General features: G+C 39.8%; 20 protein-coding genes, 3 pseudogenes and 1 other annotated feature. Of the genes and pseudogenes, 20 read left to right on the plus strand and 3 right to left on the minus strand.

The features are described 5' to 3' along the window. Positions 1–147: 147 nt before the first annotated feature. Positions 148–1,230 (minus strand): DEAD/DEAH box helicase, encoded by a 1,083-nt coding sequence (locus HT693_RS04080; protein WP_000837546.1) that lies wholly within the window; start codon positions 1,228–1,230, stop codon positions 148–150. Then, entirely contained in the window at positions 1,227–2,204 is a 978-nt protein-coding gene (locus HT693_RS04085; protein WP_000915857.1) for a Gfo/Idh/MocA family oxidoreductase, read from the minus strand. Before HT693_RS04085 ends, HT693_RS04080 begins: the two co-directional genes overlap by 4 nt. A gap of 196 nt (positions 2,205–2,400) precedes the next feature. Here HT693_RS04085 and HT693_RS04090 point away from each other — a divergent pair, with 196 nt between their 5' ends. The 9 genes and pseudogenes from HT693_RS04090 (at position 2,401) to HT693_RS04125 (ending at position 12,035) form a co-directional block, all read left to right on the plus strand. Further along, complete coding sequence (locus HT693_RS04090; protein ID WP_000603335.1) at positions 2,401–3,375, plus strand: Rpn family recombination-promoting nuclease/putative transposase; 975 nt, start codon at positions 2,401–2,403, stop codon at positions 3,373–3,375. 5 nt (positions 3,376–3,380) lie between these two features. Beyond that, positions 3,381–3,491 (plus strand): annotated as a pseudogene (locus HT693_RS11885) (flagellar assembly protein H domain protein); the annotation flags it as partial. Positions 3,492–3,978: 487 nt separating this feature from the next. Beyond that, positions 3,979–4,578, plus strand: a complete 600-nt coding sequence (locus HT693_RS04095; protein ID WP_000998387.1) for a DUF6088 family protein — start codon at positions 3,979–3,981, stop codon at positions 4,576–4,578. Positions 4,579–4,812: 234 nt separating this feature from the next. Beyond that, complete coding sequence (gene pgdA / locus HT693_RS04100; protein ID WP_044814436.1) at positions 4,813–6,204, plus strand: peptidoglycan-N-acetylglucosamine deacetylase PgdA; 1,392 nt, start codon at positions 4,813–4,815, stop codon at positions 6,202–6,204. Positions 6,205–6,324: 120 nt separating this feature from the next. Continuing rightward, positions 6,325–7,167 carry an aldo/keto reductase gene (locus tag HT693_RS04105; protein ID WP_050223292.1) on the plus strand — a complete coding sequence of 281 codons (843 nt, stop codon included), beginning with the start codon at positions 6,325–6,327 and terminating at the stop codon, positions 7,165–7,167. 272 nt (positions 7,168–7,439) lie between these two features. Beyond that, positions 7,440–8,201: an elongation factor Tu gene (locus HT693_RS04110; protein ID WP_172924927.1), complete on the plus strand. Its 762-nt coding sequence runs from the start codon at positions 7,440–7,442 to the stop codon at positions 8,199–8,201. A 368-nt stretch (positions 8,202–8,569) separates the two neighbouring features. Continuing rightward, positions 8,570–9,487 carry a glycine--tRNA ligase subunit alpha gene (gene glyQ / locus HT693_RS04115; RefSeq protein ID WP_023936433.1) on the plus strand — a complete coding sequence of 306 codons (918 nt, stop codon included), beginning with the start codon at positions 8,570–8,572 and terminating at the stop codon, positions 9,485–9,487. A gap of 211 nt (positions 9,488–9,698) precedes the next feature. Beyond that, on the plus strand, positions 9,699–11,735 hold the full coding sequence (glyS, locus tag HT693_RS04120; RefSeq protein WP_000164732.1) for a glycine--tRNA ligase subunit beta: 2,037 nt from the start codon (positions 9,699–9,701) through the stop codon (positions 11,733–11,735). 42 nt (positions 11,736–11,777) lie between these two features. Further along, positions 11,778–12,035: a DUF896 family protein gene (locus HT693_RS04125; protein WP_000371298.1), complete on the plus strand. Its 258-nt coding sequence runs from the start codon at positions 11,778–11,780 to the stop codon at positions 12,033–12,035. A gap of 99 nt (positions 12,036–12,134) precedes the next feature. On the opposite strand, the pseudogene HT693_RS04130 reads toward HT693_RS04125, so the two are convergent. Further along, positions 12,135–12,344: pseudogene (locus HT693_RS04130) on the minus strand (FAD:protein FMN transferase); the annotation flags it as partial. 37 nt (positions 12,345–12,381) lie between these two features. Here HT693_RS04130 and HT693_RS04135 point away from each other — a divergent pair. The 11 genes and pseudogenes from HT693_RS04135 to HT693_RS04185 all read left to right on the plus strand — a co-directional run. Further along, positions 12,382–13,184, plus strand: a protein-coding gene (locus tag HT693_RS04135; protein ID WP_138702807.1) for an IS5 family transposase whose coding sequence is annotated in 2 segments (ribosomal slippage) — positions 12,382–12,838 and positions 12,838–13,184 — 804 coding nt in all. Because the reading frame shifts where the segments join, the coding sequence is not laid out codon by codon here. Between the two features lie 145 nt (positions 13,185–13,329). Beyond that, the gene (locus tag HT693_RS11890; RefSeq protein ID WP_033605204.1) at positions 13,330–13,548 is read left to right on the plus strand and encodes a hypothetical protein; all 219 of its coding nucleotides are present in this window, start codon (positions 13,330–13,332) and stop codon (positions 13,546–13,548) included. A gap of 32 nt (positions 13,549–13,580) precedes the next feature. Continuing rightward, on the plus strand, positions 13,581–14,168 hold the full coding sequence (locus HT693_RS04145) for an ABC transporter ATP-binding protein (protein WP_023936431.1): 588 nt from the start codon (positions 13,581–13,583) through the stop codon (positions 14,166–14,168). Positions 14,169–14,171: 3 nt separating this feature from the next. After that, positions 14,172–15,356 carry a hypothetical protein gene (locus HT693_RS04150; protein ID WP_050223296.1) on the plus strand — a complete coding sequence of 395 codons (1,185 nt, stop codon included), beginning with the start codon at positions 14,172–14,174 and terminating at the stop codon, positions 15,354–15,356. A gap of 163 nt (positions 15,357–15,519) precedes the next feature. Next, positions 15,520–15,651 (plus strand) — a sequence feature (ribosomal protein L20 leader region). A gap of 15 nt (positions 15,652–15,666) precedes the next feature. Next, complete coding sequence (infC, locus tag HT693_RS04155) at positions 15,667–16,197, plus strand: translation initiation factor IF-3 (protein WP_000848180.1); 531 nt, start codon at positions 15,667–15,669, stop codon at positions 16,195–16,197. Between the two features lie 32 nt (positions 16,198–16,229). Next, complete coding sequence (gene rpmI, locus HT693_RS04160) at positions 16,230–16,430, plus strand: 50S ribosomal protein L35 (RefSeq protein WP_001125943.1); 201 nt, start codon at positions 16,230–16,232, stop codon at positions 16,428–16,430. A gap of 51 nt (positions 16,431–16,481) precedes the next feature. Continuing rightward, entirely contained in the window at positions 16,482–16,841 is a 360-nt protein-coding gene (rplT, locus tag HT693_RS04165) for a 50S ribosomal protein L20 (RefSeq protein ID WP_138705053.1), read from the plus strand. 57 nt (positions 16,842–16,898) lie between these two features. Then, positions 16,899–17,279 carry a VOC family protein gene (locus HT693_RS04170; RefSeq protein WP_000157159.1) on the plus strand — a complete coding sequence of 127 codons (381 nt, stop codon included), beginning with the start codon at positions 16,899–16,901 and terminating at the stop codon, positions 17,277–17,279. Positions 17,280–17,526: 247 nt separating this feature from the next. Then, a complete protein-coding gene (locus HT693_RS04175) occupies positions 17,527–18,327 on the plus strand; it encodes a dihydroorotate dehydrogenase electron transfer subunit (protein WP_023936428.1) in 801 nt (266 codons plus the stop codon). Continuing rightward, positions 18,290–19,276 (plus strand): dihydroorotate dehydrogenase, encoded by a 987-nt coding sequence (locus HT693_RS04180; protein ID WP_171035976.1) that lies wholly within the window; start codon positions 18,290–18,292, stop codon positions 19,274–19,276. The genes HT693_RS04175 and HT693_RS04180 overlap by 38 nt, the downstream gene beginning before the upstream one ends. Before the next feature lie 41 nt (positions 19,277–19,317). Then, a pseudogene (locus HT693_RS04185) lies at positions 19,318–20,123 on the plus strand (N-acetylmuramoyl-L-alanine amidase family protein); the annotation flags it as partial.

Here is a 20,123-nt window from a genome sequence, read left to right on the forward strand (position 1 = left end):
TTGAGGTTGCAGATAAGACTGACGAAGTCAGTAACCATACATACGACAAGGCGAAGCTGACGCGGTTTGAAGAGATTTTCGAAGAGTATAAAATTGAATTGCTTATAAAAAGCTCCATACACTGGATGTGTATAGAGCGATGGGGCTTTATTTAATATAGAGTTCTTGATTTTTCAAGACAATTTCACGTACGCTCGCAAATTTCTTAAGTTTTTTAAGTTCTTCTGGATGAGTGACGAGAGTGATAACATAACCTTCCTTGCCCATACGGCCAGTACGGCCAGCACGGTGAGTGTAGGTTTCAATATCTCTAGGAATATCAAAGTTTACGACACATTCTAGGCTATCGATATCAATTCCACGTGCCAGAAGGTCTGTTGCTAGAAGCAGGGTTAGTTGCTTGTCTTTAAACTTTTCTAAGATGACTTTTCTAAATTTGACATTAACATCACTAGCGAGAGAAACAGCCAAGATATCCCGATACTGTAATTTTTCCTCTGCACTTCCAAGGTCTGATAGGCTGTTAAAGAAGACCAGACCGCGGAAATCCTCCACATGAGCTAGTTTTCGTAGCATATCCACTCGGTGACGTTGGTCTACCTGCATATAGAAATGTTGGATGTTATCCAGTTTTTGGTCAGAGAGATCAATGGTACGTGTGTTTGGCGCAATCTTTTCTTGGTCAAACTTAGTCGTGGCACTCATGTAGACCAGTTGGTGGTCACGCGGTGCGTAGTGAGTGATTTTCTCAACAAAGTGAATCTGAGAATCATCTAGCAATTGGTCGAATTCATCCAGGATGATGGTTTCCACATTCATCATCTTGATTTTTTTCAATTTAATGAGTTCAAAGATACGTCCAGGAGTTCCAATCAGAATTTCTGGTCCTTTTTTTAGGCGTTCAATCTGGCGTTTCTGGCTCGAACCTGATAAGAAGAGTTGGGGAGTCAAGCCGATAGTCTCAGCCCACGTTTTACATACATCAAAAATCTGTCCAGCAAGCTCTGTATTTGGTGCTAGAATCAAGAGTTGCTGCGCTTTTTTCTTTTGTAGTCTGAGAAGACTTGGTAGGAGGTAAGCTAGGGTCTTACCGGTTCCTGTTGGACTTACTCCTAGAAGATTTTCTCCTGCAAGAATGGGCTCAAATAGTTGAGTTTGAATGGGGGTAAATTCTTGGAAACCGAGTTGGTCACTTAGTTCTTGCCATTCAGTAGGTAGTTTGCTTTTCATTTTTCTGCCTCAAATCTAATGCCAGCAGTCTGGCGCATGGTATATAGTAGCTCATGAACAGAGCCTGCATCATCCAGCCAAGTCTGGTAAAGTGTCTGGTCTGGTTGCTGAATCATGTGTGCAAATGCAGTGACTTCCTCAGTCATCGTATGAGGAGCCTGTTGAATAGGGAGCTGGACTTGATTGCCTTGGTGGTCGGTAAAAATAGCTGAGCGAATATGCTCAATCGTGTTGAGGGTCAAGGTTCCATTTGTTGTGTAAATTTCGCAAGGAAGATTGGAAGTGATGTTTTTCCCAGCCTTGATATGAACTTGAAAGTCAGGGTAGAAGAGGATACCGTCTCCATTTAGGTCCATGCTATTGTCAAGCTGTTGAGCCATGTAGGTTGCGTCCTCAGCCTTTCCAAAGAGACGAACGGCAGCGTAGAGAGGATAAATCCCCAAATCCATAAGTGCTCCACCAGCAAAACGCTCTGAAAAGACATTGGGCGTATGCCCAGCCAACAAGTTAGGCATTTTGGAAGAATATTTGGCATAGTTGAAATCTGCCCCCAAAATTTGTTTGTCTGCTAAAAAGTTTTTGATGATAGTGAAAGCTTTTTCATGGTAATTACGAGCTGCTTCAAAGATAAAACAGTGATTTTTTTCAGCTGTTTGAACCAAATCCGGCCAGTCTTGTGGCTGAGTGACAGCTGGCTTTTCAAGAATGACATGTTTACCTGCAGACAAGGCAGCCTTTGCCTGAGCAAAATGCAAGGAGTTTGGACTGGCAATATAGACTACATCGAAGGAGCTCTTGAAGAAGTCTTCTAATTGATCAAATAGTTGGATATCCTGATAGCGAGAAGCAAAGGTTGCTGCGGTTTCAAGTTTCCTAGAATAGACTGCGACCAGCTGGTATTTCCCACTAGCATGGGCTGCTTCTATGAAGTGGTGGCTGATATCGCCAGTGCCAATGATACCTAATTTAAGCATAAATACTCCTTTTCTGATTTTAAATCCTTCTTTTATTATAACATAGATAGACGGGACTATCCAACAGAGGGGAAAAATTTCAAATAAGCGATTAGCTTTCTTCTGAAGAAAAGCTTTCTTTTACGAATAAATAGATAGAAGCATCAAATCTAGCAAATTAGATTAAAAAATGTGCTATAATAGAAGGAGGAGAAGGATGATTCTAAGACATCCGGGCATTAGCCCGACCAACGACTTGGTTGCTAAGAAAATTTTTAGCAATCCAGAAATCACTTGTCAATTTATTCGCGATATGCTGGACTTGCCAGCAAAAAATGTGACGATTTTGGAGGGAAGTAACATTCACGTCTTGCCTTCCCTGCCCTACTCGGCGCAGGATTTCTATACCAGTATAGACGTCTTGGCGGAGTTGGATAATGGCACTCAAGTAATCATTGAAATCCAAGTCCATCATCAGAATTTTTTCATCAATCGTTTATGGGCTTACCTGTGCAGTCAGGTCAATCAAAATCTTGAAAAAATTCGCCAGCAAGAAGGCAATACTCACCAGAGCTACAAACACATCGCACCAGTATACGCTATTGCAATTGTGGATAGTAATTATTTTCAAGATGATTTGGCTTTCCACAGTTTTAGCATGCGAGAGGACACGACAGGTGAGGTCTTAACCATCACAAATAACGGTCAGGAAAACCATCTGGTTAAGATGGCTTTCTTGGAACTAAAAAAATACAGAGAAACCAGCAAAGACAAGGTTCGTAAACCATGGTTAGAGTTTTTCGGGAATAAACCCTTTACCCAGCAGCCCGAGCGAGCCATCAGCCAAGCAGATCAACTGCTGGACTACAAGAGTTGGTCCGAGGAGGATAAGAAAATGTTTAGTGAACAACGCAGGCGAGAAGAACAAGCCATGTTAGCACAGGACTATGCCTTAGAAACTGCTAGGGCGGAAGGGATTGAACAAGGACTGGAGCGCGGTCTTGAACGTGGGCGAGCTGAGGGCATTGAACAGGGAATTGAACGTGGACGAGCTGAAGGCATCGAACAGGGATTAAAAGTAAGTTTAGCAAATCTAGTTCGTCAAGGTCTTCTAACACCTGAGGTTGCGAGTGAGCAATTAGGCATGACTGTGGCTGAGTTTGAAGAACTATTGAAAGAGCATCATAAATAAGACCTAAAAAATACAGAGAAACCAGCAAAGACGAGGTTCGCAAGCCGTGGTTGGAGTTTTTTGGCAACAAGCCCTTTACCGAGCGAGTCATCAGCCAAGTAGACCAACTGCTGGATTAAAAATTAGGAAATATCGTGTAGAAAATAGTAACAGATTTTATCTCTTTGTGGGATGAAGTCTGTTTTTTTGTATGATGGGCAGGTCCTACATCTGAGTGGCAAGTTCTCCGTAGGTATCCGCTATTGGTTAATGCATAGCATATCTGAATGAAATAAGAACTAAACAAATCAGTCAGGAAAGTCAAAGTAATTTCTATTATAGTAGATTGAAACTAGAATAGTGCGCCTCTACTTCTAAAACATTGTTAGAAATCGATTTGACTGTCCTGATCGAATCGTCCTATTCTTATTTCATTTTACAATATAAAAGAAATAAATACGGCTGACTATCCTGATTTTTATAATCAAGCGATTACTGAAATAAGAAATGGGATAAAATAGATAGAGATGTTACATAAGAAATTGTAAGAGGTCTGTTCCCTCTTGATAAAATGACTCTCGCACCCAAAATAGCATCATATTCGGTGCAAAGGAGGTGCGATAGATGAACGATAAGCAGGAAATAGTAAACAGGATAGAAAATTTTGAATCGAATCAAGTTTTTATAGCAAATGATTTCTTTGAAATTGTAGGATATGAAACTGTTCGTAGTACATTAAATCGTCTTGTAAAAGACAAAAAGGTTACTCGCATTTTGAAAGGTATTTATTATAAACCAAAATATATAGAACTGATTGGAGAGTATGCAATGGCCTCTGTGGATGAAGTTGCTGATGCTATTGCTAGAAAATATAATTGGACCATTGCTCCATCGGGAAACACAGCCCTTAATTTACTTGGTCTATCTACGCAGGTACCAGCAAAATGGATCTATATATCAGATGGAAGATATGCCAGTTTTAATGTTGGTAAGGCAAGAATAGAATTTAAGCATAGAAATAATGGAGATATTTCAAATATGTCAACCTTAACTGCAATGGTGATACAATCTGTCAAGGCAATGGGGAAAGAGAACATTACTTCTCAGCAGATTGACTACTTACGGAAAAAATTATCTGAAGAAGAAAAGTCAACATTACTAGCTGAAGGTAAAACTACAAGTGTCTGGGTATATAGTATTATCAAGAAAATATCAGAGGTATAGGGATGTTTGAGGATAAATCGACTGGGAAAAATAAATCAATTTCTCAGAATGTTTTTAGAAGTGACGGTGTCTATTCTAGCTTCAATCTACTAGAAATTCCATAGATAGAAAACTAGATGGTTCCTATAGATAGGGCTGATCTAGTTGATGTGAGATGCTTTGGCTTGCTAGAGGAATTGTGGATTGCCAAACTGTATCATTGAAATTATTGCTTAAATTTGTTATGATATAAATATGAATAAAAGTAGACTGGGACGTGGCAGACACGGGAAAAAGAGACATATATTATTGGCTTTGATTGGTATTTTAGCAATTTCTATTTGCCTATTAGGCGGATTTATTGTTTTTAAAATGTATCAGCAAAAAAGCTTTGAGCAAAAGATTGAATCGCTCAAAAAAGAGAAAGACGATCAATTGAGTGAGGGAAATCAGAAGGAGCATTTTCGTAAGGGACAAACCGAAGTGATTACCTATTATCCTCTCCAAGGGGAGCAAGTGATTTCGTCTGTTAAGGAGCTGATAAATCAAGATATTAAGGACAAGCTAGAAAGTAAGGACAATCTTGTTTTCTACTATACAGAGCAAGAAGAGTCAGGTTTAAAGGGAGTCGTCAATCGTAATGCGACGAAACAAATCTATGATTTAGTTGATTTTAAGGTTGAAGAGACTGAAAAGACCAGCCTAGGAAAGGTTCACTTAACAGAAGATGGGCAACCTTTTACACTTGACCAACTGTTTTCAGATGCTAGTAAGGCCAAGGAACAGCTGATAAAAGAATTGACTTCCTTCTTACAGGATAAGAAATTGGAGCAAGACCAGAGTGATCAGATTGTTAAAGGTTTCTCCGACCAAGACTTGTCTGCATGGAATTTTGATTACAAGGATAGTCAGATCATCCTTTATCCAAGTCCTGTGGTTGAAAATTTAGAAGAGATAGCCTTGCCAGTATCTGCTTTCTTTGATGTTATCCAATCTTCGTACTTACTTGAAAAAGACGCAGCCTTGTACCAGTCTTACTTTGATAAGAAACATCAAAAAGTTGTCGCTCTAACCTTTGATGATGGTCCAAATCCAGCAACGACTCCGCAGGCATTAGAGACTCTAGCTAAATATGGTGTTAAAGCCACTTTCTTTGTACTTGGGAAAAACGTTTCTGGGAATGAGGACTTGGTGAAAAGGATAAAATCCGAAGGTCATGTTGTTGGAAACCATAGTTGGAGCCATCCGATTCTCTCGCAACTTTCTCTTGATGAAGCTAAAAAGCAGATTACTGATACTGAGGATGTGCTAACTAAAGTACTGGGTTCTAGTTCAAAACTCATGCGCCCGCCTTATGGAGCCATTACAGACGACATTCGCAATAGCCTCGATTTGAGCTTTATCATGTGGGATGTGGATAGTCTGGACTGGAAGAGTAAAAATGAAACAGCTATTTTGACGGAAATTCAGCATCAAGTAGCTAACGGCTCTATCGTTCTGATGCATGATATTCACAGTCCGACAGTCAATGCCTTGCCAAGGGTCATTGAGTATTTGAAAAATCAAGGGTACACCTTTGTGACCATACCAGAGATGCTCAATACTCGCCTAAAAGCTCATGAGCTGTATTATAGTCGTGATGAATAAGCAACAAAAATGGGTCTGTCAGATATGTGATAGACTTATTTTTTACAGAAGAGAAGATAGTACTAATTAGTAAAAAATATTTTATGCTATAATTGATGAATAAGAGAGAAGGAGGAGTATATGAATACTTATCAATTAAATAATGGAGTAGAAATTCCAGTTCTGGGATTTGGTACCTGGAAAGCTGAAAATGGAGAGATTGCCTATCAAGCTGTACTAGAGGCTTTAAAGGCAGGCTATCGCCATATCGATACGGCAGCTATTTATAAAAATGAAGAAAGCGTTGGTCGTGCCATTCAAGATAGTGGTATTCCGAGGGAGGAAATTTTTGTAACCAGCAAACTCTGGAATAGAAATCACAACTATGAGCAAGCTCGTCAGGCTTTTGAAGAGTCTTTAGAGAAGCTGGGCTTGGAATATTTGGATTTGTATTTGATTCATTGGCCAAATCCAAAACCGCTCAGAGAAAATGACCAATGGAAAATCCGAAATTCAGAAGTCTGGAGAGCGATGGAGGAGCTTTATCAAGAAGGCAAAATCCGTGCTATCGGGGTTAGTAATTTCCTTCCCCATCATTTGGATGCCTTGCTTGCAACAGCAAAAATTCTTCCAGCGGTCAATCAAGTTCGCTTGGCGCCAGGTGTCTATCAAGAGGATGTCGTAGATTACTGTCGAGAAAAAGGAATTTTATTGGAAGCTTGGGGACCTTTTGGTCAGGGAGAACTATTTGATAGCAAGGAAGTGCAAGAAATCGCAGCAAATCATGGAAAGTCTGTTGCTCAGATAGCCTTGGCCTGGAGCTTGGCAGAAAGATTTTTACCACTTCCAAAATCTGTCACAGCCTCTCGTATTCAGGCTAATCTTGATTGCTTTGGAATTGAACTGAGTCAAGAGGAACGAGAAACCTTAAAAATGATAGCTGTTCAGTCTGGTGCTCCACGAGTTGATGATGTGGATTTTTAGAAAATCATAAAAAGAATTGTACATTGTTCTAATTTTTGATATAATAGTCAACAGGAAAGAAAGTCTTATGGCGTTCTTCAAGCGAGCTTGGGATAGTGGGAGCCAAGTAGGACAAGATAAAGAGCTGGCGCTTTCTGTAGAATTTTCAAAAACAATGAAGTAATAAATTAGGGTGGAACCGCGTTTCTGACGCCCCTAGGTTAAGTCAACCTAGGATTGTCGGACGCGGTTCTTTTGCTTATTCAGTCTATTGTGTGAAAGAAAGGAGAGACGTGGAAAACCTTTATCTTGTAAAGGACGATAGTCAACTAGCTGCATTTCGTGATTTTGTAGTAAGAAATACTGAAAAGTTGAAAGATTATCAATCTTTTTTAAAGAATGAACTTGCAGTTTGTGATTTACCGCAAGCCGTTATTTGGTCAAGTTTTAATGCTGCTACACAGATTATTAGGGAAAGCGCTGTTCCAGCCTATACAAATAATAGACGAATGGTTGTGACGCCTGATTTAGCTGTTTGGAAAGAGTTGTATTTGTATCAGTTGATGGACTACGAGTGTTCTCAGCAAACTCAAGCAATAGAAAGTCACTATCATTCTTTATCTGAAAATTTCCTCTTACAGATTGTAGGACATGAGTTAGCTCATTGGTCGGAGTATTTTTTAGATGATTTTGATGGTTACGACTCTTATATCTGGTTCGAAGAGGGAATGGTTGAATATATTAGTCGCAAGTATTTCTTGACAGAAGAGGAATTTCAAGTGGAAAAAATTTGTAATCAATCTCTTGTAGAACTTTTTCAGAAGAAGTATGGTTGGCATTCATTGAATGATTTTGGTTCTTCGACCTATGATAAGAACTATGCAAGTATTTTTTACGAATACTGGCGTAGTTTTTTGACAATAGATAAGTTGGTAGAAAATCTAGGTAGTGTACAAGCGGTCTTCGATTCTTATCATTTATGGGCAAATACAGATAAAACTCTTCCCTTGTTAAATTGGTTTGTTCAACAGAAATTAATTGAAAAAGAAATATAAAAACTAAAGGAGTAAACAATGTCTAAGAAATTAACATTTTACTGCGTCAGTGGCAGAGACCTCCTTACAGTCGGGCTACCCCACACTCAGCACTAGAGTGCCTGAGCTAGACGCAGTACTAACTCGTCTTGCCTCGTATGATCGACGAGGCAGACTCGTGTCGCAAGTAATTTATATAAAAAGGAGTAAACAATGTCTAAGAAATTAACATTTCACTGCGTCAGTGGCAGAAACCTCCTTACAGTCGGACTGCCCTACGCTCAGCACTAGAGTGCCTGAGCTAGACGCAGTACTAACTCGTCTTGCCTCGTATAATCGACGAGGCAGACTCGTGTCGCAAGAAATTATTTTTTATTAAGGAGTATTCAATGTCTAAGAAATTAACATTTCAAGAAATTATTTTGACTTTGCAACAATTTTGGAATGACCAAGGTTGTATGCTCATGCAGGCTTATGATAATGAAAAAGGTGCGGGAACGATGAGTCCTTACACTTTCCTTCGTGCTATCGGACCTGAGCCATGGAATGCGGCTTATGTAGAGCCATCACGTCGTCCTGCTGACGGTCGTTACGGGGAAAACCCTAACCGTCTTTACCAACACCACCAATTCCAGGTGGTCATGAAGCCATCTCCATCAAACATCCAAGAACTTTACCTTGAGTCTTTGGAAAAATTGGGAATCAATCCTTTGGAGCACGATATCCGTTTTGTTGAGGACAACTGGGAAAATCCATCTACTGGTTCAGCTGGTCTTGGTTGGGAAGTTTGGCTTGATGGGATGGAAATCACTCAGTTCACTTATTTCCAACAAGTCGGTGGATTGGCAACTGGCCCTGTGACTGCGGAAGTTACCTATGGTTTGGAACGCTTGGCTTCTTACATCCAAGAAGTAGATTCTGTCTATGATATTGAGTGGGCCGATGGTGTAAAATACGGAGAAATCTTTATCCAGCCTGAGTACGAGCATTCAAAATATTCATTTGAAATTTCGGATCAAGAAATGTTGCTGGAAAACTTTGATAAGTTTGAAAAAGAGGCTGGTCGTGCCTTGGAAGAAGGCTTGGTTCACCCTGCCTATGACTATGTTCTCAAATGTTCACACACCTTTAACCTGCTTGATGCGCGTGGTGCCGTATCTGTAACAGAGCGCGCAGGCTATATCGCTCGTATCCGTAACTTGGCCCGAGTTGTAGCCAAAACCTTTGTCGCAGAACGCAAACGCCTAGGTTACCCACTTTTAGATGAAGCAACACGAGTTAAACTCTTAGCAGAAGACGCGGAATAAAGAAAGTGACAAATTACGAAAATGGGCGAACAGTGTGAGCCCTGAACCAGTTGCAGCAGTGATGAAGGTATCCTTAGTGAAACTAAGGATACTAGGCAAAATTGGAGACTTTTGGCTCCAATTTTAGCAATGAAACAACGAAGTTGGTTGCTTGCGTACCAATCACATAAGGCAAACTGGAAAATAAAAAGATATTTTTCGGAGAAAAAACATGACAAAAAACTTATTAGTAGAACTCGGTCTTGAAGAATTACCAGCCTATGTTGTCACACCAAGTGAAAAACAACTAGGCGAAAAAATGGCAGCCTTTCTCAAGGAAAACCGCTTGTCTTTTGAAGCTATTCAGACCTTCTCAACACCACGTCGTTTGGCTGTTCGTTTAACTGGTCTTGCAGACAAACAGTCTGATTTGACAGAAGATTTTAAGGGGCCAGCAAAGAAAATTGCATTGGATAGTGATGGAAACTTCACCAAAGCAGCTCAAGGATTTGTCCGTGGGAAAGGCTTGACTGTTGAAGATATCGAATTCCGTGAAATCAAGGGTGAAGAATATGTCTATGTTACCAAGGAAGAAATTGGTCAAGCAGTTGAAGCCATTGTTCCTGGTGTTGTAGATGTCTTGAAGTCCTTGACTTTCCCTGTCAGCATGCACTGGGCTAACAACACCTTTGAATACATCCGCCCTGTTCACACTTTAACTGTTCTTTTAGATGAAGAAGAGTTTGATTTGGATTTCCTTGATATCAAGGGAGGGCGTGTGAGCCGTGGCCATCGTTTCTTGGGACAAGAAACTAAGATTCAGTCAGCATTGAGCTATGAAGAAGACCTTCGTGCACAGTATGTAATTGCAGATCCACGTGAACGTGAGCAAATGATTGTTGACCAAATCAAGACAATCGAAGCTGAGCGTGGTGTAGGTATAGAGATTGACGCTGATTTGCTGAATGAAGTCTTGAACTTGGTTGAATACCCAACTGCCTTTATGGGAAGTTTTGATGCTAAATATCTTGAAGTTCCAGAAGAAGTTTTGGTGACTTCAATGAAGGAACACCAACGTTACTTTGTTGTCCGTGATCAAGACGGTAAACTATTGCCAAACTTCATTTCTGTTCGTAATGGAAATGCAGAGCATTTGGAAAATGTTATCAAAGGAAATGAAAAAGTCTTGGTCGCTCGCTTAGAAGATGGTGAATTCTTCTGGCGTGAAGATCAAAAATTGGTCATTTCAGATCTTGTTGAAAAATTAAACAATGTGACCTTCCATGAGAAGATTGGTTCCCTTCGTGAACACATGATTCGTACGGGTCAGATTGCTATTCTCTTGGCAGAAAAAGCAGGCTTGTCAGCGGATGAAACAGTTGACCTAGCCCGTGCAGCAGCAATTTACAAGTTTGACTTGTTGACAGGTATGGTTGGTGAATTTGACGAGCTCCAAGGAATTATGGGTGAGAAATATGCCCTTCTTGCTGGTGAAACTCCAGCAGTGGCAACTGCTATTCGTGAACACTACATGCCTACATCAGCTGAAGGAGAACTTCCAGAGAGCAAGGTTGGTGCAGTGCTTGCTATTGCAGATAAATTGGATACGATTTTGAGTTTCTTCTCAGTAGGTTTGATTCCATCAGGTTCTAATGACCCTTATGCCCTTCGTCGTGCGACGCAAGGTGTAGTTCGTATATTGGATGCCTTTGGTTGGCACATTGCTATGGACGAGCTGATTGATAGCCTTTATGCTTTAACATTTGACAGCTTGACTTATGAAAATAAGACAGAGGTTATGAACTTTATCAAGGCTCGTGTTGATAAGATGATGGGTTCTACTCCAAAAGACATTAAGGAAGCCGTTCTTGCAGGATCAAACTTTGTTGTGGCAGATATGTTGGAAGCAGCAAGTGCTCTCGTAGAAGCAAGCAAGGAAGAAGACTTCAAACCATCCGTTGAATCACTCTCTCGTGCCTTTAACTTGACTGAGAAGGCAGAAGGAGTAGCCACAGTTGATTCAGCTCTCTTTGAGAATGAAGAAGAGAAAACCTTGGCAGAAGCAGTAGAATCACTCGTTTTGTCAGGGACTGCCAGTCAGCAATTGAAACAGCTCTTTGCTCTTAGCCCAGTCATTGATGCATTCTTTGAGAATACCATGGTTATGGCTGAAAATGAAGCAGTCCGTCAAAATCGTTTGGCAATCTTGTCTCAATTAACCAAGAAAGCAGCTAAACTTGCACGTTTTAACCAAATCAATACCAAATAAAATCTGTTAAACGGATTAAATCTTATCATAAAGGAGAGAAACATGGATCCTAAAAAAATTGATCGTATCAATGAGCTTGCCAAAAAGAAAAAAGCAGAAGGCTTGACATCAGAAGAAAAAGTGGAACAAGCTAAACTACGTGAGGAGTACATTGAAGGTTATCGTCGCTCTGTTCGTCACCACATTGAGGGAATCAAAATTGTGGACGAAGAAGGTAATGATGTTACACCAGAAAAACTACGTCAGGTACAACGTGAAAAAGGATTACATGGTCGTAGTCTTGATGATCCAAATTCATAATATGTATTCTTTCTTTTTTAAAACTAAATGACTATAACATGAGATTTCCTTTCTCTTTTTACATAATACAATTTTAAAACTCCATTGAAACAGTTGTCTCTATAGAGTAGGAATTCCTGAAGAACAGCTTAGGTGACCTTCTTTATCGATGAGGATGGCTTCGATGCCCTCAAAACTTTCGACTTGCCAGAGGATAGAAGCATGTCTTTCTCCAAAGAGTCGAGTCGTTCAGATTTCGCCATCGACTGATTTATCAGAGATGATTGTTAGACTCGCTAGTTCCGTTTCAACAGGATATCCTGTTTGATTAGACTTCCTGCGAAACAATATATGGTAGAATAGTTCTATGAATTATGAAGCAAGTAAACAACTAACTGATGCACGATTTAAGCTCCTGGTTGGTGTTCAGCGCACGACTTTTGAAGAGATGTTAGCTGTATTAAAAACAGCTTATCAAGGTAAACACGCAAAAGGGGGACGAAAACTCAAATTAAGCCTAGAAGACCTTCTTATGGCCACTCTTCAATATGTGCGAGAATACCGCACTTATGAACAAATTGCGGCTGATTTTGGTATTCACGAAAGCAACTTAACCCATCGGAGTCAATGGGTTGAAGTAACTCTTGTTCAAAGTGGTTTTACGATTTCAAGAACTCCTCTCAGTTCTGAGGACACGGTAATGATTGATGCGACGGAAGTAAAAATCCATCGCCTTAAAAAACAATTAGCGAATGATTCTGGTAAAAAGAAATGCCGCGCTATGAAGGTTCAAGCGATTGTCACAAGTCAAGGGAGAATTGTTTTTTGGAGATCACTGTGAACTATTGTCACGATATGAAGTTGTTCAAAATGAGTCGCAGAAATATCGGACAAGCTGGTAAAATCTTGGCTGACAGTGCTTATCAAGGACTCATGAAGATATATCCTCAAGCACAAACTCCGAGGAAATCAAGTAAACTTAAGCCATTAACTCTTGAAGACAAAGCCTGTAACCATGCACTATCTAAGGAGAGCAGCAAGGTTGAGAATATTTTTGCCACAGTAAAAACGTTTAAAATGTTTTCAACAACCTATCGAAATCATCGTAAACGCTTCGGATTACGAATGAATTCGATTGCTGGCATTATCAATCATGAACTAGGATTCTAGTTTTGCAGGAAGTCTAGTAGTAAAATAAACTAAAAATCTGTTGCATAATAATGATAAAAACGATATAATGAAAGCGTCTTCGATATTGATGATATAAAATCATTAAAAATTAGCAAAAATCGTTTAATTAGTTAGTTTATAATCTATTGGTCTTCTTCAGTCCAGTGTATCTGCTAAGACCGTTCTTAAAAGTTATCGCTATGATTGGAATACCTACTATAGGTATAGTATGAATTACCACAGATATGGATATATTGTCATTCCGGAATGGTCTTCTTATTATAGCTATTCTGAGTATAAAGTTGGCGGAGGCTGGAACTACGATCGTTATGAGGTAGTAAACCATTACAAAGGAGGCTATTGATCCTTAAAGAGTGAGAAAAAGGAGGACTGGATATGTTACAGCTTACTCATGTGACCTTAAAAACGCGACAAGTCATCTTGCAAGATGCGGATTTCACCTTTAATAAAGGCAGGGTTTATGGTGTTCTCGCTATCAATGGCTCTGGAAAGACGACCCTGTTCCGCGCCATTAGCAACTTAATCCCCATAAGTAGTGGAAATATCGCAGTCTCTCCTTCTTTATTTTATTATGAGAGTGTTGAATGGCTGGATGGAAACTTAAGTGGGATGGACTATCTTCGCCTTATAAAAAGCATCTGGAAGTCAGACCTGAACTTGAGGGATGAAATCGCCTACTGGGAAATGTCTGACTATATCAGCCTTCCCATTCGCAAGTATTCCCTAGGCATGAAGCAACGCTTGGTGATTGCCATGTATTTCCTCAGTCAGGCCAAATGCTGGCTTATGGATGAAATTACAAATGGCTTAGATGAGTATTATCGACAGAAGTTTTTTGATAGGCTGGCACAAATCGATAGACAAGAGCAGCTGGTTCTTTTAAGTTCCCACTATAAGGAAGAGTTGGTTGATGTCTGCGATAGAGTAGTAACCATTCATCAGGGGCAGATAGAAGAGGTTTAGTTTATGAAAGATGTTAGTCTATTTTTATTGAAAAAAGTTTTCAAAAGTCGTTTAAACTGGATTATCTTACTTTTATTTGCATCTGTACTCGGTGTTACCTTTTATTTAAATAGTCAGACTGCAAACTCACACAGCTTGGAGAGCGAGTTGGAAACCAGTGTTGTAAAATATGAGAGAATCATCAATGAAAATGAAGTGAAGCTTTCCCAAATGTCTGACACCAGCTCGGAGGAATACCAGAGTGTTAAAAGTAATTTAGACTTGCAAAAAAATTTTTTAACGCAAAAGAAAGAAATTTTGAATTTACTAAAAGAAGGACGATGGAAAGAAGCCTATTATTTGCAGTGGCAAGATGAAGAGAAGAATTATGAAGTTATGTCAAATGAACCGACTGCTAGCTCTGACTTTAAAATGGCGGTTGACCGCCAACGAAAGATTTACCAAGCCCTGTATCCCTTGAACATAAAAGCACATACTTTGGAGTTTCCGACCCACGGGATTGACCAGATTGTCTGGATTTTAGAGGCTATCATCCCAAGCTTGTTTGTGGTTGCTATTATTTTTATGCTAACGCAACTATTTGCAGAAAGATATCAAAATCATCTGGACACAGCTCAGTTATATCCTTTTTCAAAAGTGACATTTGCTTTATCCTCTCTTGGAGTTGGAGTGGGCTATGTAACTGTGCTGTTTATCGGAATCTGTGGATTTTCTTTTCTAGCGGGAAGTCTGATAAGTGGTTTTGGACAGTTAGATTATCCCTACCCAATTTATAGCTTAGCGAATCAAGAGGTAACTATTGGAAAGATACAAGATGTGTTATTTCCTGGCTTGTTCTTAGCTTTCTTAGCCTTTATCGTCATTGTGGAAGTCGTGTATTTGATTGCTTACTTTTTCAAGCAAAAAATGCCTGTCCTTTTTCTTTCACTCATTGGGATTGTTGGCTTATTGTTTGGCATCCAAACCATTCAGCCTCTTCAAAGGATTGCACATCTGATTCCCTTTACTTACTTGCGTTCAGTGGAGATTTTATCTGGAAGATTACCTAAGCAGATTGATAATGTCAATCTAAATTGGAGCATGGGGCTAGTTTTACTTCCTTACTTGATTATCCTTTTGTTAGTGGGGATTTTATTTATCGAAAGATGGGGAAATTCACGTAAAAGGGAAGTTTTTAATAGATTCTAGCTTTCCTATAGGTAGGGAAAATAAGTAAAAACTAACATAGAGAGGGAATCAACTTGATTCTCTCTTTTTGATTCGAAAACCAAACCAAAATACAAACACAAACTTTTCAAAAAATAACTTTTTATCTTGACAAGAGCTAGAAAACTTGGTATCATATAAAAGTTGAGAAAAGCAGAAGTGAGAGCTTCTCGCCTTGTGACATTAAGTTGCCTGGCCCTACGGATGAAAAGTTTCGAAGAAACGCTATCATAACGTGCGGGCTTGTATATTTACGAGTCCGCTATTGTTTTTCTCTAATAAAACAAAAGAGGTGAAAACCATAGCAAAGCAAGACTTATTCATCAATGATGAGATTCGTGTACGTGAAGTTCGCTTGATTGGTCTTGAGGGAGAACAGCTAGGCATCAAGCCACTCAGTGAAGCGCAAGCTTTGGCTGATAACGCTAATGTTGACCTAGTATTGATTCAACCCCAAGCCAAACCGCCTGTTGCAAAAATTATGGACTACGGTAAGTTCAAATTTGAGTACCAGAAGAAGCAAAAAGAACAACGTAAAAAACAAAGCGTTGTTACTGTGAAAGAAGTTCGTCTAAGTCCAACGATTGACAAGGGTGACTTTGATACAAAACTTCGCAATGCACGCAAATTCCTTGAAAAAGGAAATAAAGTTAAGGTATCTATTCGCTTTAAGGGTCGTATGATTACCCATAAAGAGATTGGTGCAAAAGTTTTAGCCGAGTTTGCTGAAGCAACTCAAGATATTGCCATCATCGAACAACGTGCTAAAATGGATGGACGTCAAATGTTCATGCAATTGGCGCCAGCGACTGACAAAAAATAATTGTCAGAAAGTTAAATAAAGGAGAAAAAATCATGCCAAAACAAAAAACACACCGCGCATCAGCTAAACGTTTCAAACGTACAGGTTCTGGTGGACTTAAACGTTTCCGTGCTTACACTTCTCACCGTTTCCACGGAAAAACTAAGAAACAACGTCGTCATCTTCGTAAAGCATCTATGGTGCATTCAGGAGATTACAAACGTATCAAAGCAATGCTTACTCGCTTGAAATAATAGCTTGACTGTAAGTAAATAATTCTAGGAAATATTTGGAGGAAATAAAACATGGCACGTGTTAAAGGTGGCGTTGTATCACGCAAACGTCGTAAACGTATTCTTAAATTAGCAAAAGGTTACTATGGAGCTAAACACATCTTGTTCCGTACTGCAAAAGAACAAGTAATGAACTCTTACTACTATACATACCGTGATCGTCGTCAGAAAAAACGTGACTTCCGCAAATTGTGGATCACTCGTATCAACGCGGCAGCTCGTATGAACGGACTTTCATACTCACAATTGATGCATGGTTTGAAATTGGCTGAGATCGAAGTTAACCGTAAAATGCTTGCTGACTTGGCTGTTAACGATGCAGCAGCTTTCACAGCTCTTGCAGATGCAGCTAAAGCAAAACTTGGTAAATAACAACTGATGAGACTGGAAGAGGATTGTCCAGTCTTTTTAAAAATAAAGGAGAAAAATATGGCTTCAAAAATGCTACATACTTGCTTGCGAGTAGAAAATCTTGAAAAATCAATTGCATTCTATCAAGATGCTTTTGGTTTTAAAGAATTGCGTCGCAGAGATTTTCCAGATCATGCCTTCACGATTGTCTATCTAGGTCTTGAGGGTGATGACTATGAGTTGGAATTGACTTATAACTACGATCACGGCCCTTATGTGGTTGGAGATGGCTTTGCTCATATCGCCCTAAGTACACCTGATCTTGAGGTTCTTCATCAAGAGCACAGTGCAAAAGGCTATGAAGTGACTGAGCCAAATGGCCTACCAGGAACTACACCAAACTATTACTTTGTCAAAGACCCTGATGGCTACAAGGTCGAAGTCATTCGTGAAAAATAATCTCATGAGGTCAAGTAGAATGTTCCTTTTCTACTTGACTTTTTTTAGCTGAAAGAGTATACTAATAAAAATTTAACCTTTAAGGGGAGTCCAGAGAGACTCACAAGGTGTCAGATAAAAGAATAGTACAATTTTCTAGAGGAGACTTTTGAGTTTGCTCTCTTCTGTTGTACAATTTTAACTGAGGCCTTGCACTAGCAAGGTCTTTTCTTTGTCTGGTCCCCTTAAAATTTAAGGAGGAAAAGTCATGAATCCCACATGTAAGAAACGTTTGGGTGCCATTCGTTTGGAAACCATGAAGGTGGTTGCACAGGAGGAAATCGCGCCAGCAATCTTTGAACTAGTCTTAGAAGGAGAAATGGTTGAAGTCATGCGAGCAGGACAATTTCTACATCTGCGTGTGCCTGATGATGCCCATCTTTTGCGTCGTCCTATTTCAATTTCGTCTATCGATAAGGTTAAGAAGCAGTGTCATCTCATTTACCGGATTGAGGGAGCTGGGACTGCAATTTTTTCAACCTTAAGTCAGGGAGACACTCTTGATGTGATGGGGCCTCAGGGAAATGGTTTTGACTTGTCTGACCTTGATGAGCAGAATCAGGTTCTCCTTGTTGGTGGTGGGATTGGTGTTCCACCCTTGCTTGAGGTGGCCAAGGAATTGCATGAACGTGGAGTGAAAGTAGTGACAGTCCTCGGTTTTGCTAATAAGGATGCTGTTATTTTGAAAACGGAATTGGCTCAGTATGGTCAGGTCTTTGTAACGACAGATGATGGTTCTTATGGCATCAAGGGAAATGTTTCCGTTGTTATCAATGATTTAGATAGTCAGTTTGATGCTGTTTACTCGTGTGGGGCTCCAGGAATGATGAAGTATATCAATCAAACCTTTGATGATCACCCAAGAGCCTATTTATCTCTGGAATCTCGTATGGCTTGTGGGATGGGAGCTTGCTATGCCTGTGTTCTAAAAGTACCAGAAAGCGAGACGGTCAGCCAACGTGTCTGTGAAGATGGCCCTGTTTTCCGCACAGGAACAGTTGTATTATAAGGAGAAAATCATGACTAGAAATCGATTACAAGTGTCTCTACCTGGTTTGGATTTGAAAAATCCGATTATTCCAGCATCAGGCTGTTTTGGCTTTGGACAAGAGTATGCCAAGTACTATGATTTAGACCTTTTAGGTTCTATTATGATCAAGGCGACAACCCTTGAACCACGCTTTGGCAATCCAACTCCAAGAGTGGCAGAGACGCCTGCTGGTATGCTCAATGCAATCGGCTTGCAAAATCCTGGTTTAGAGGTTGTTTTGGCTGAAAAGCTACCTTGGCTGGAAAGAGAATATCCAAATCTTCCTATTATTGCCAATGTAGCTGGTTTTTCAAAACAAGAGTATGCAGCTGTTTCTCATGGGATTTCCAAGGCAACTAATGTAAAAGCTATCGAGCTCAATATTTCTTGTCCCAATGTTGACCACTGTAATCATGGACTTTTGATTGGTCAAGATCCAGATTTGGCTTATGATGTGGTGAAAGCAGCTGTGGAAGCCTCAGAAGTGCCAGTTTATGTCAAATTAACCCCGAGTGTGACCGATATCGTTACTGTCGCAAAAGCTGCAGAAGATGCGGGAGCAAGTGGCTTGACCATGATCAATACTCTGGTTGGAATGCGCTTTGACCTCAAAACCAGAAAACCAATCTTGGCCAATGGAACAGGTGGAATGTCAGGTCCAGCAGTCTTTCCAGTAGCCCTCAAACTCATCCGCCAAGTCGCCCAAACAACAGACCTTCTCATCATTGGAATGGGGGGAGTGGATTCGGCTGAAGCTGCCCTAGAAATGTATCTGGCTGGGGCATCTGCTATTGGAGTTGGAACAGCCAACTTTACCAATCCTTACGCCTGTCCTGACATCATCGAAAATTTACCAAAGGTTATGGATAAATATAGTATCAGCAGTCTAGAAAATCTTCGCAAGGAAGTAAAAGAGTCTCTGAGGTAAACTGCAATCAATCTGTTCTTGATTTTTTATTAGTTTGTAATATGAATTTAGGAGAATTTTGGTACAATAAAATAAATAAGAACAGAGGAAGAAGGTTAATGAAAAAAGTAAGATTTATTTTTTTAGCTCTGCTATTTTTCTTAGCTAGTCCAGAGGGTGCAATGGCTAGTGATGGTACTTGGCAAGGAAAACAATACCTGAAAGCAGACGGCAGTCAAGCAGCGAATGAGTGGATTTTTGATGCTCACTATCAATCTTGGTTCTATATAAAAGAAGATGCCAACTATGTTGAAAATGAATGGCTAAAGCAAGGTGACGACTATTTTTACCTCAAATCTGGTGGCTATATGGCCAAATCAGAATGGATAGAAGACAAGGGAGCCTTCTATTATCTTGACCAAAATGGAAAGATGAAAAGAAATGCTTGGCTAGGAGCTTCCTATGTCGGTGCAACAGGTGCCAAAGTAATAGAAGACTGGGTATTTGATTCTCAATACGATGCTTGGTTTTATATCAAATCAGATGGACAACACGCAGAGAAAGAATGGCTTCAAATTAAGGGCAAGGACTATTATTTCAAATCTGGTGGTTATTTGCTAACAAGTCAGTGGATTGAGCAGGCTTATGTGAATGCCAGTGGTGCCAAAGTGCAGCAAGGTTGGCTTTTTGACAAACAATACCAATCTTGGTTTTACATCAAAGAAAATGGAAATCATGCTGACAAAGAATGGATTTTCGAAAATGGTCACTATTATTATTTCAAATCTGGTGGCTATATGGCAGCAAATGAATGGATTTGGGATAAGAAATCTTGGTTTTACCTCAAGTCTGATGGGAAAATAGCTGA

The sequence above is a fragment of the Streptococcus sp. 2154 genome, assembly GCF_013277255.1.
In the GTDB taxonomy this organism is placed as follows: domain Bacteria; phylum Bacillota; class Bacilli; order Lactobacillales; family Streptococcaceae; genus Streptococcus; species Streptococcus pseudopneumoniae.

Bases quoted from the DNA above. Each gene is read 5' to 3' on its own strand.
- pgdA (WP_044814436.1), top strand. From the start codon at position 4,813: ATGAATAAAAGTAGACTGGGACGTGGCAGACACGGGAAAAAGAGACAT.
- HT693_RS04105 (WP_050223292.1), top strand. From the start codon at position 6,325: ATGAATACTTATCAATTAAATAATGGAGTAGAAATTCCAGTTCTGGGA.
- HT693_RS04175 (WP_023936428.1), top strand. From the start codon at position 17,527: ATGAATCCCACATGTAAGAAACGTTTGGGTGCCATTCGTTTGGAAACC.
- HT693_RS04180 (WP_171035976.1), top strand. From the start codon at position 18,290: ATGGCCCTGTTTTCCGCACAGGAACAGTTGTATTATAAGGAGAAAATC.
- rpmI (WP_001125943.1), top strand. From the start codon at position 16,230: ATGCCAAAACAAAAAACACACCGCGCATCAGCTAAACGTTTCAAACGT.
- HT693_RS04170 (WP_000157159.1), top strand. From the start codon at position 16,899: ATGGCTTCAAAAATGCTACATACTTGCTTGCGAGTAGAAAATCTTGAA.
- HT693_RS04085 (WP_000915857.1), bottom strand. From the start codon at position 2,204: ATGCTTAAATTAGGTATCATTGGCACTGGCGATATCAGCCACCACTTC.
- HT693_RS04145 (WP_023936431.1), top strand. From the start codon at position 13,581: ATGTTACAGCTTACTCATGTGACCTTAAAAACGCGACAAGTCATCTTG.
- HT693_RS04090 (WP_000603335.1), top strand. From the start codon at position 2,401: ATGATTCTAAGACATCCGGGCATTAGCCCGACCAACGACTTGGTTGCT.
- HT693_RS04150 (WP_050223296.1), top strand. From the start codon at position 14,172: ATGAAAGATGTTAGTCTATTTTTATTGAAAAAAGTTTTCAAAAGTCGT.
- HT693_RS04080 (WP_000837546.1), bottom strand. From the start codon at position 1,230: ATGAAAAGCAAACTACCTACTGAATGGCAAGAACTAAGTGACCAACTC.
- glyQ (WP_023936433.1), top strand. From the start codon at position 8,570: ATGTCTAAGAAATTAACATTTCAAGAAATTATTTTGACTTTGCAACAA.
- rplT (WP_138705053.1), top strand. From the start codon at position 16,482: ATGGCACGTGTTAAAGGTGGCGTTGTATCACGCAAACGTCGTAAACGT.
- glyS (WP_000164732.1), top strand. From the start codon at position 9,699: ATGACAAAAAACTTATTAGTAGAACTCGGTCTTGAAGAATTACCAGCC.
- HT693_RS04095 (WP_000998387.1), top strand. From the start codon at position 3,979: ATGAACGATAAGCAGGAAATAGTAAACAGGATAGAAAATTTTGAATCG.
- HT693_RS04125 (WP_000371298.1), top strand. From the start codon at position 11,778: ATGGATCCTAAAAAAATTGATCGTATCAATGAGCTTGCCAAAAAGAAA.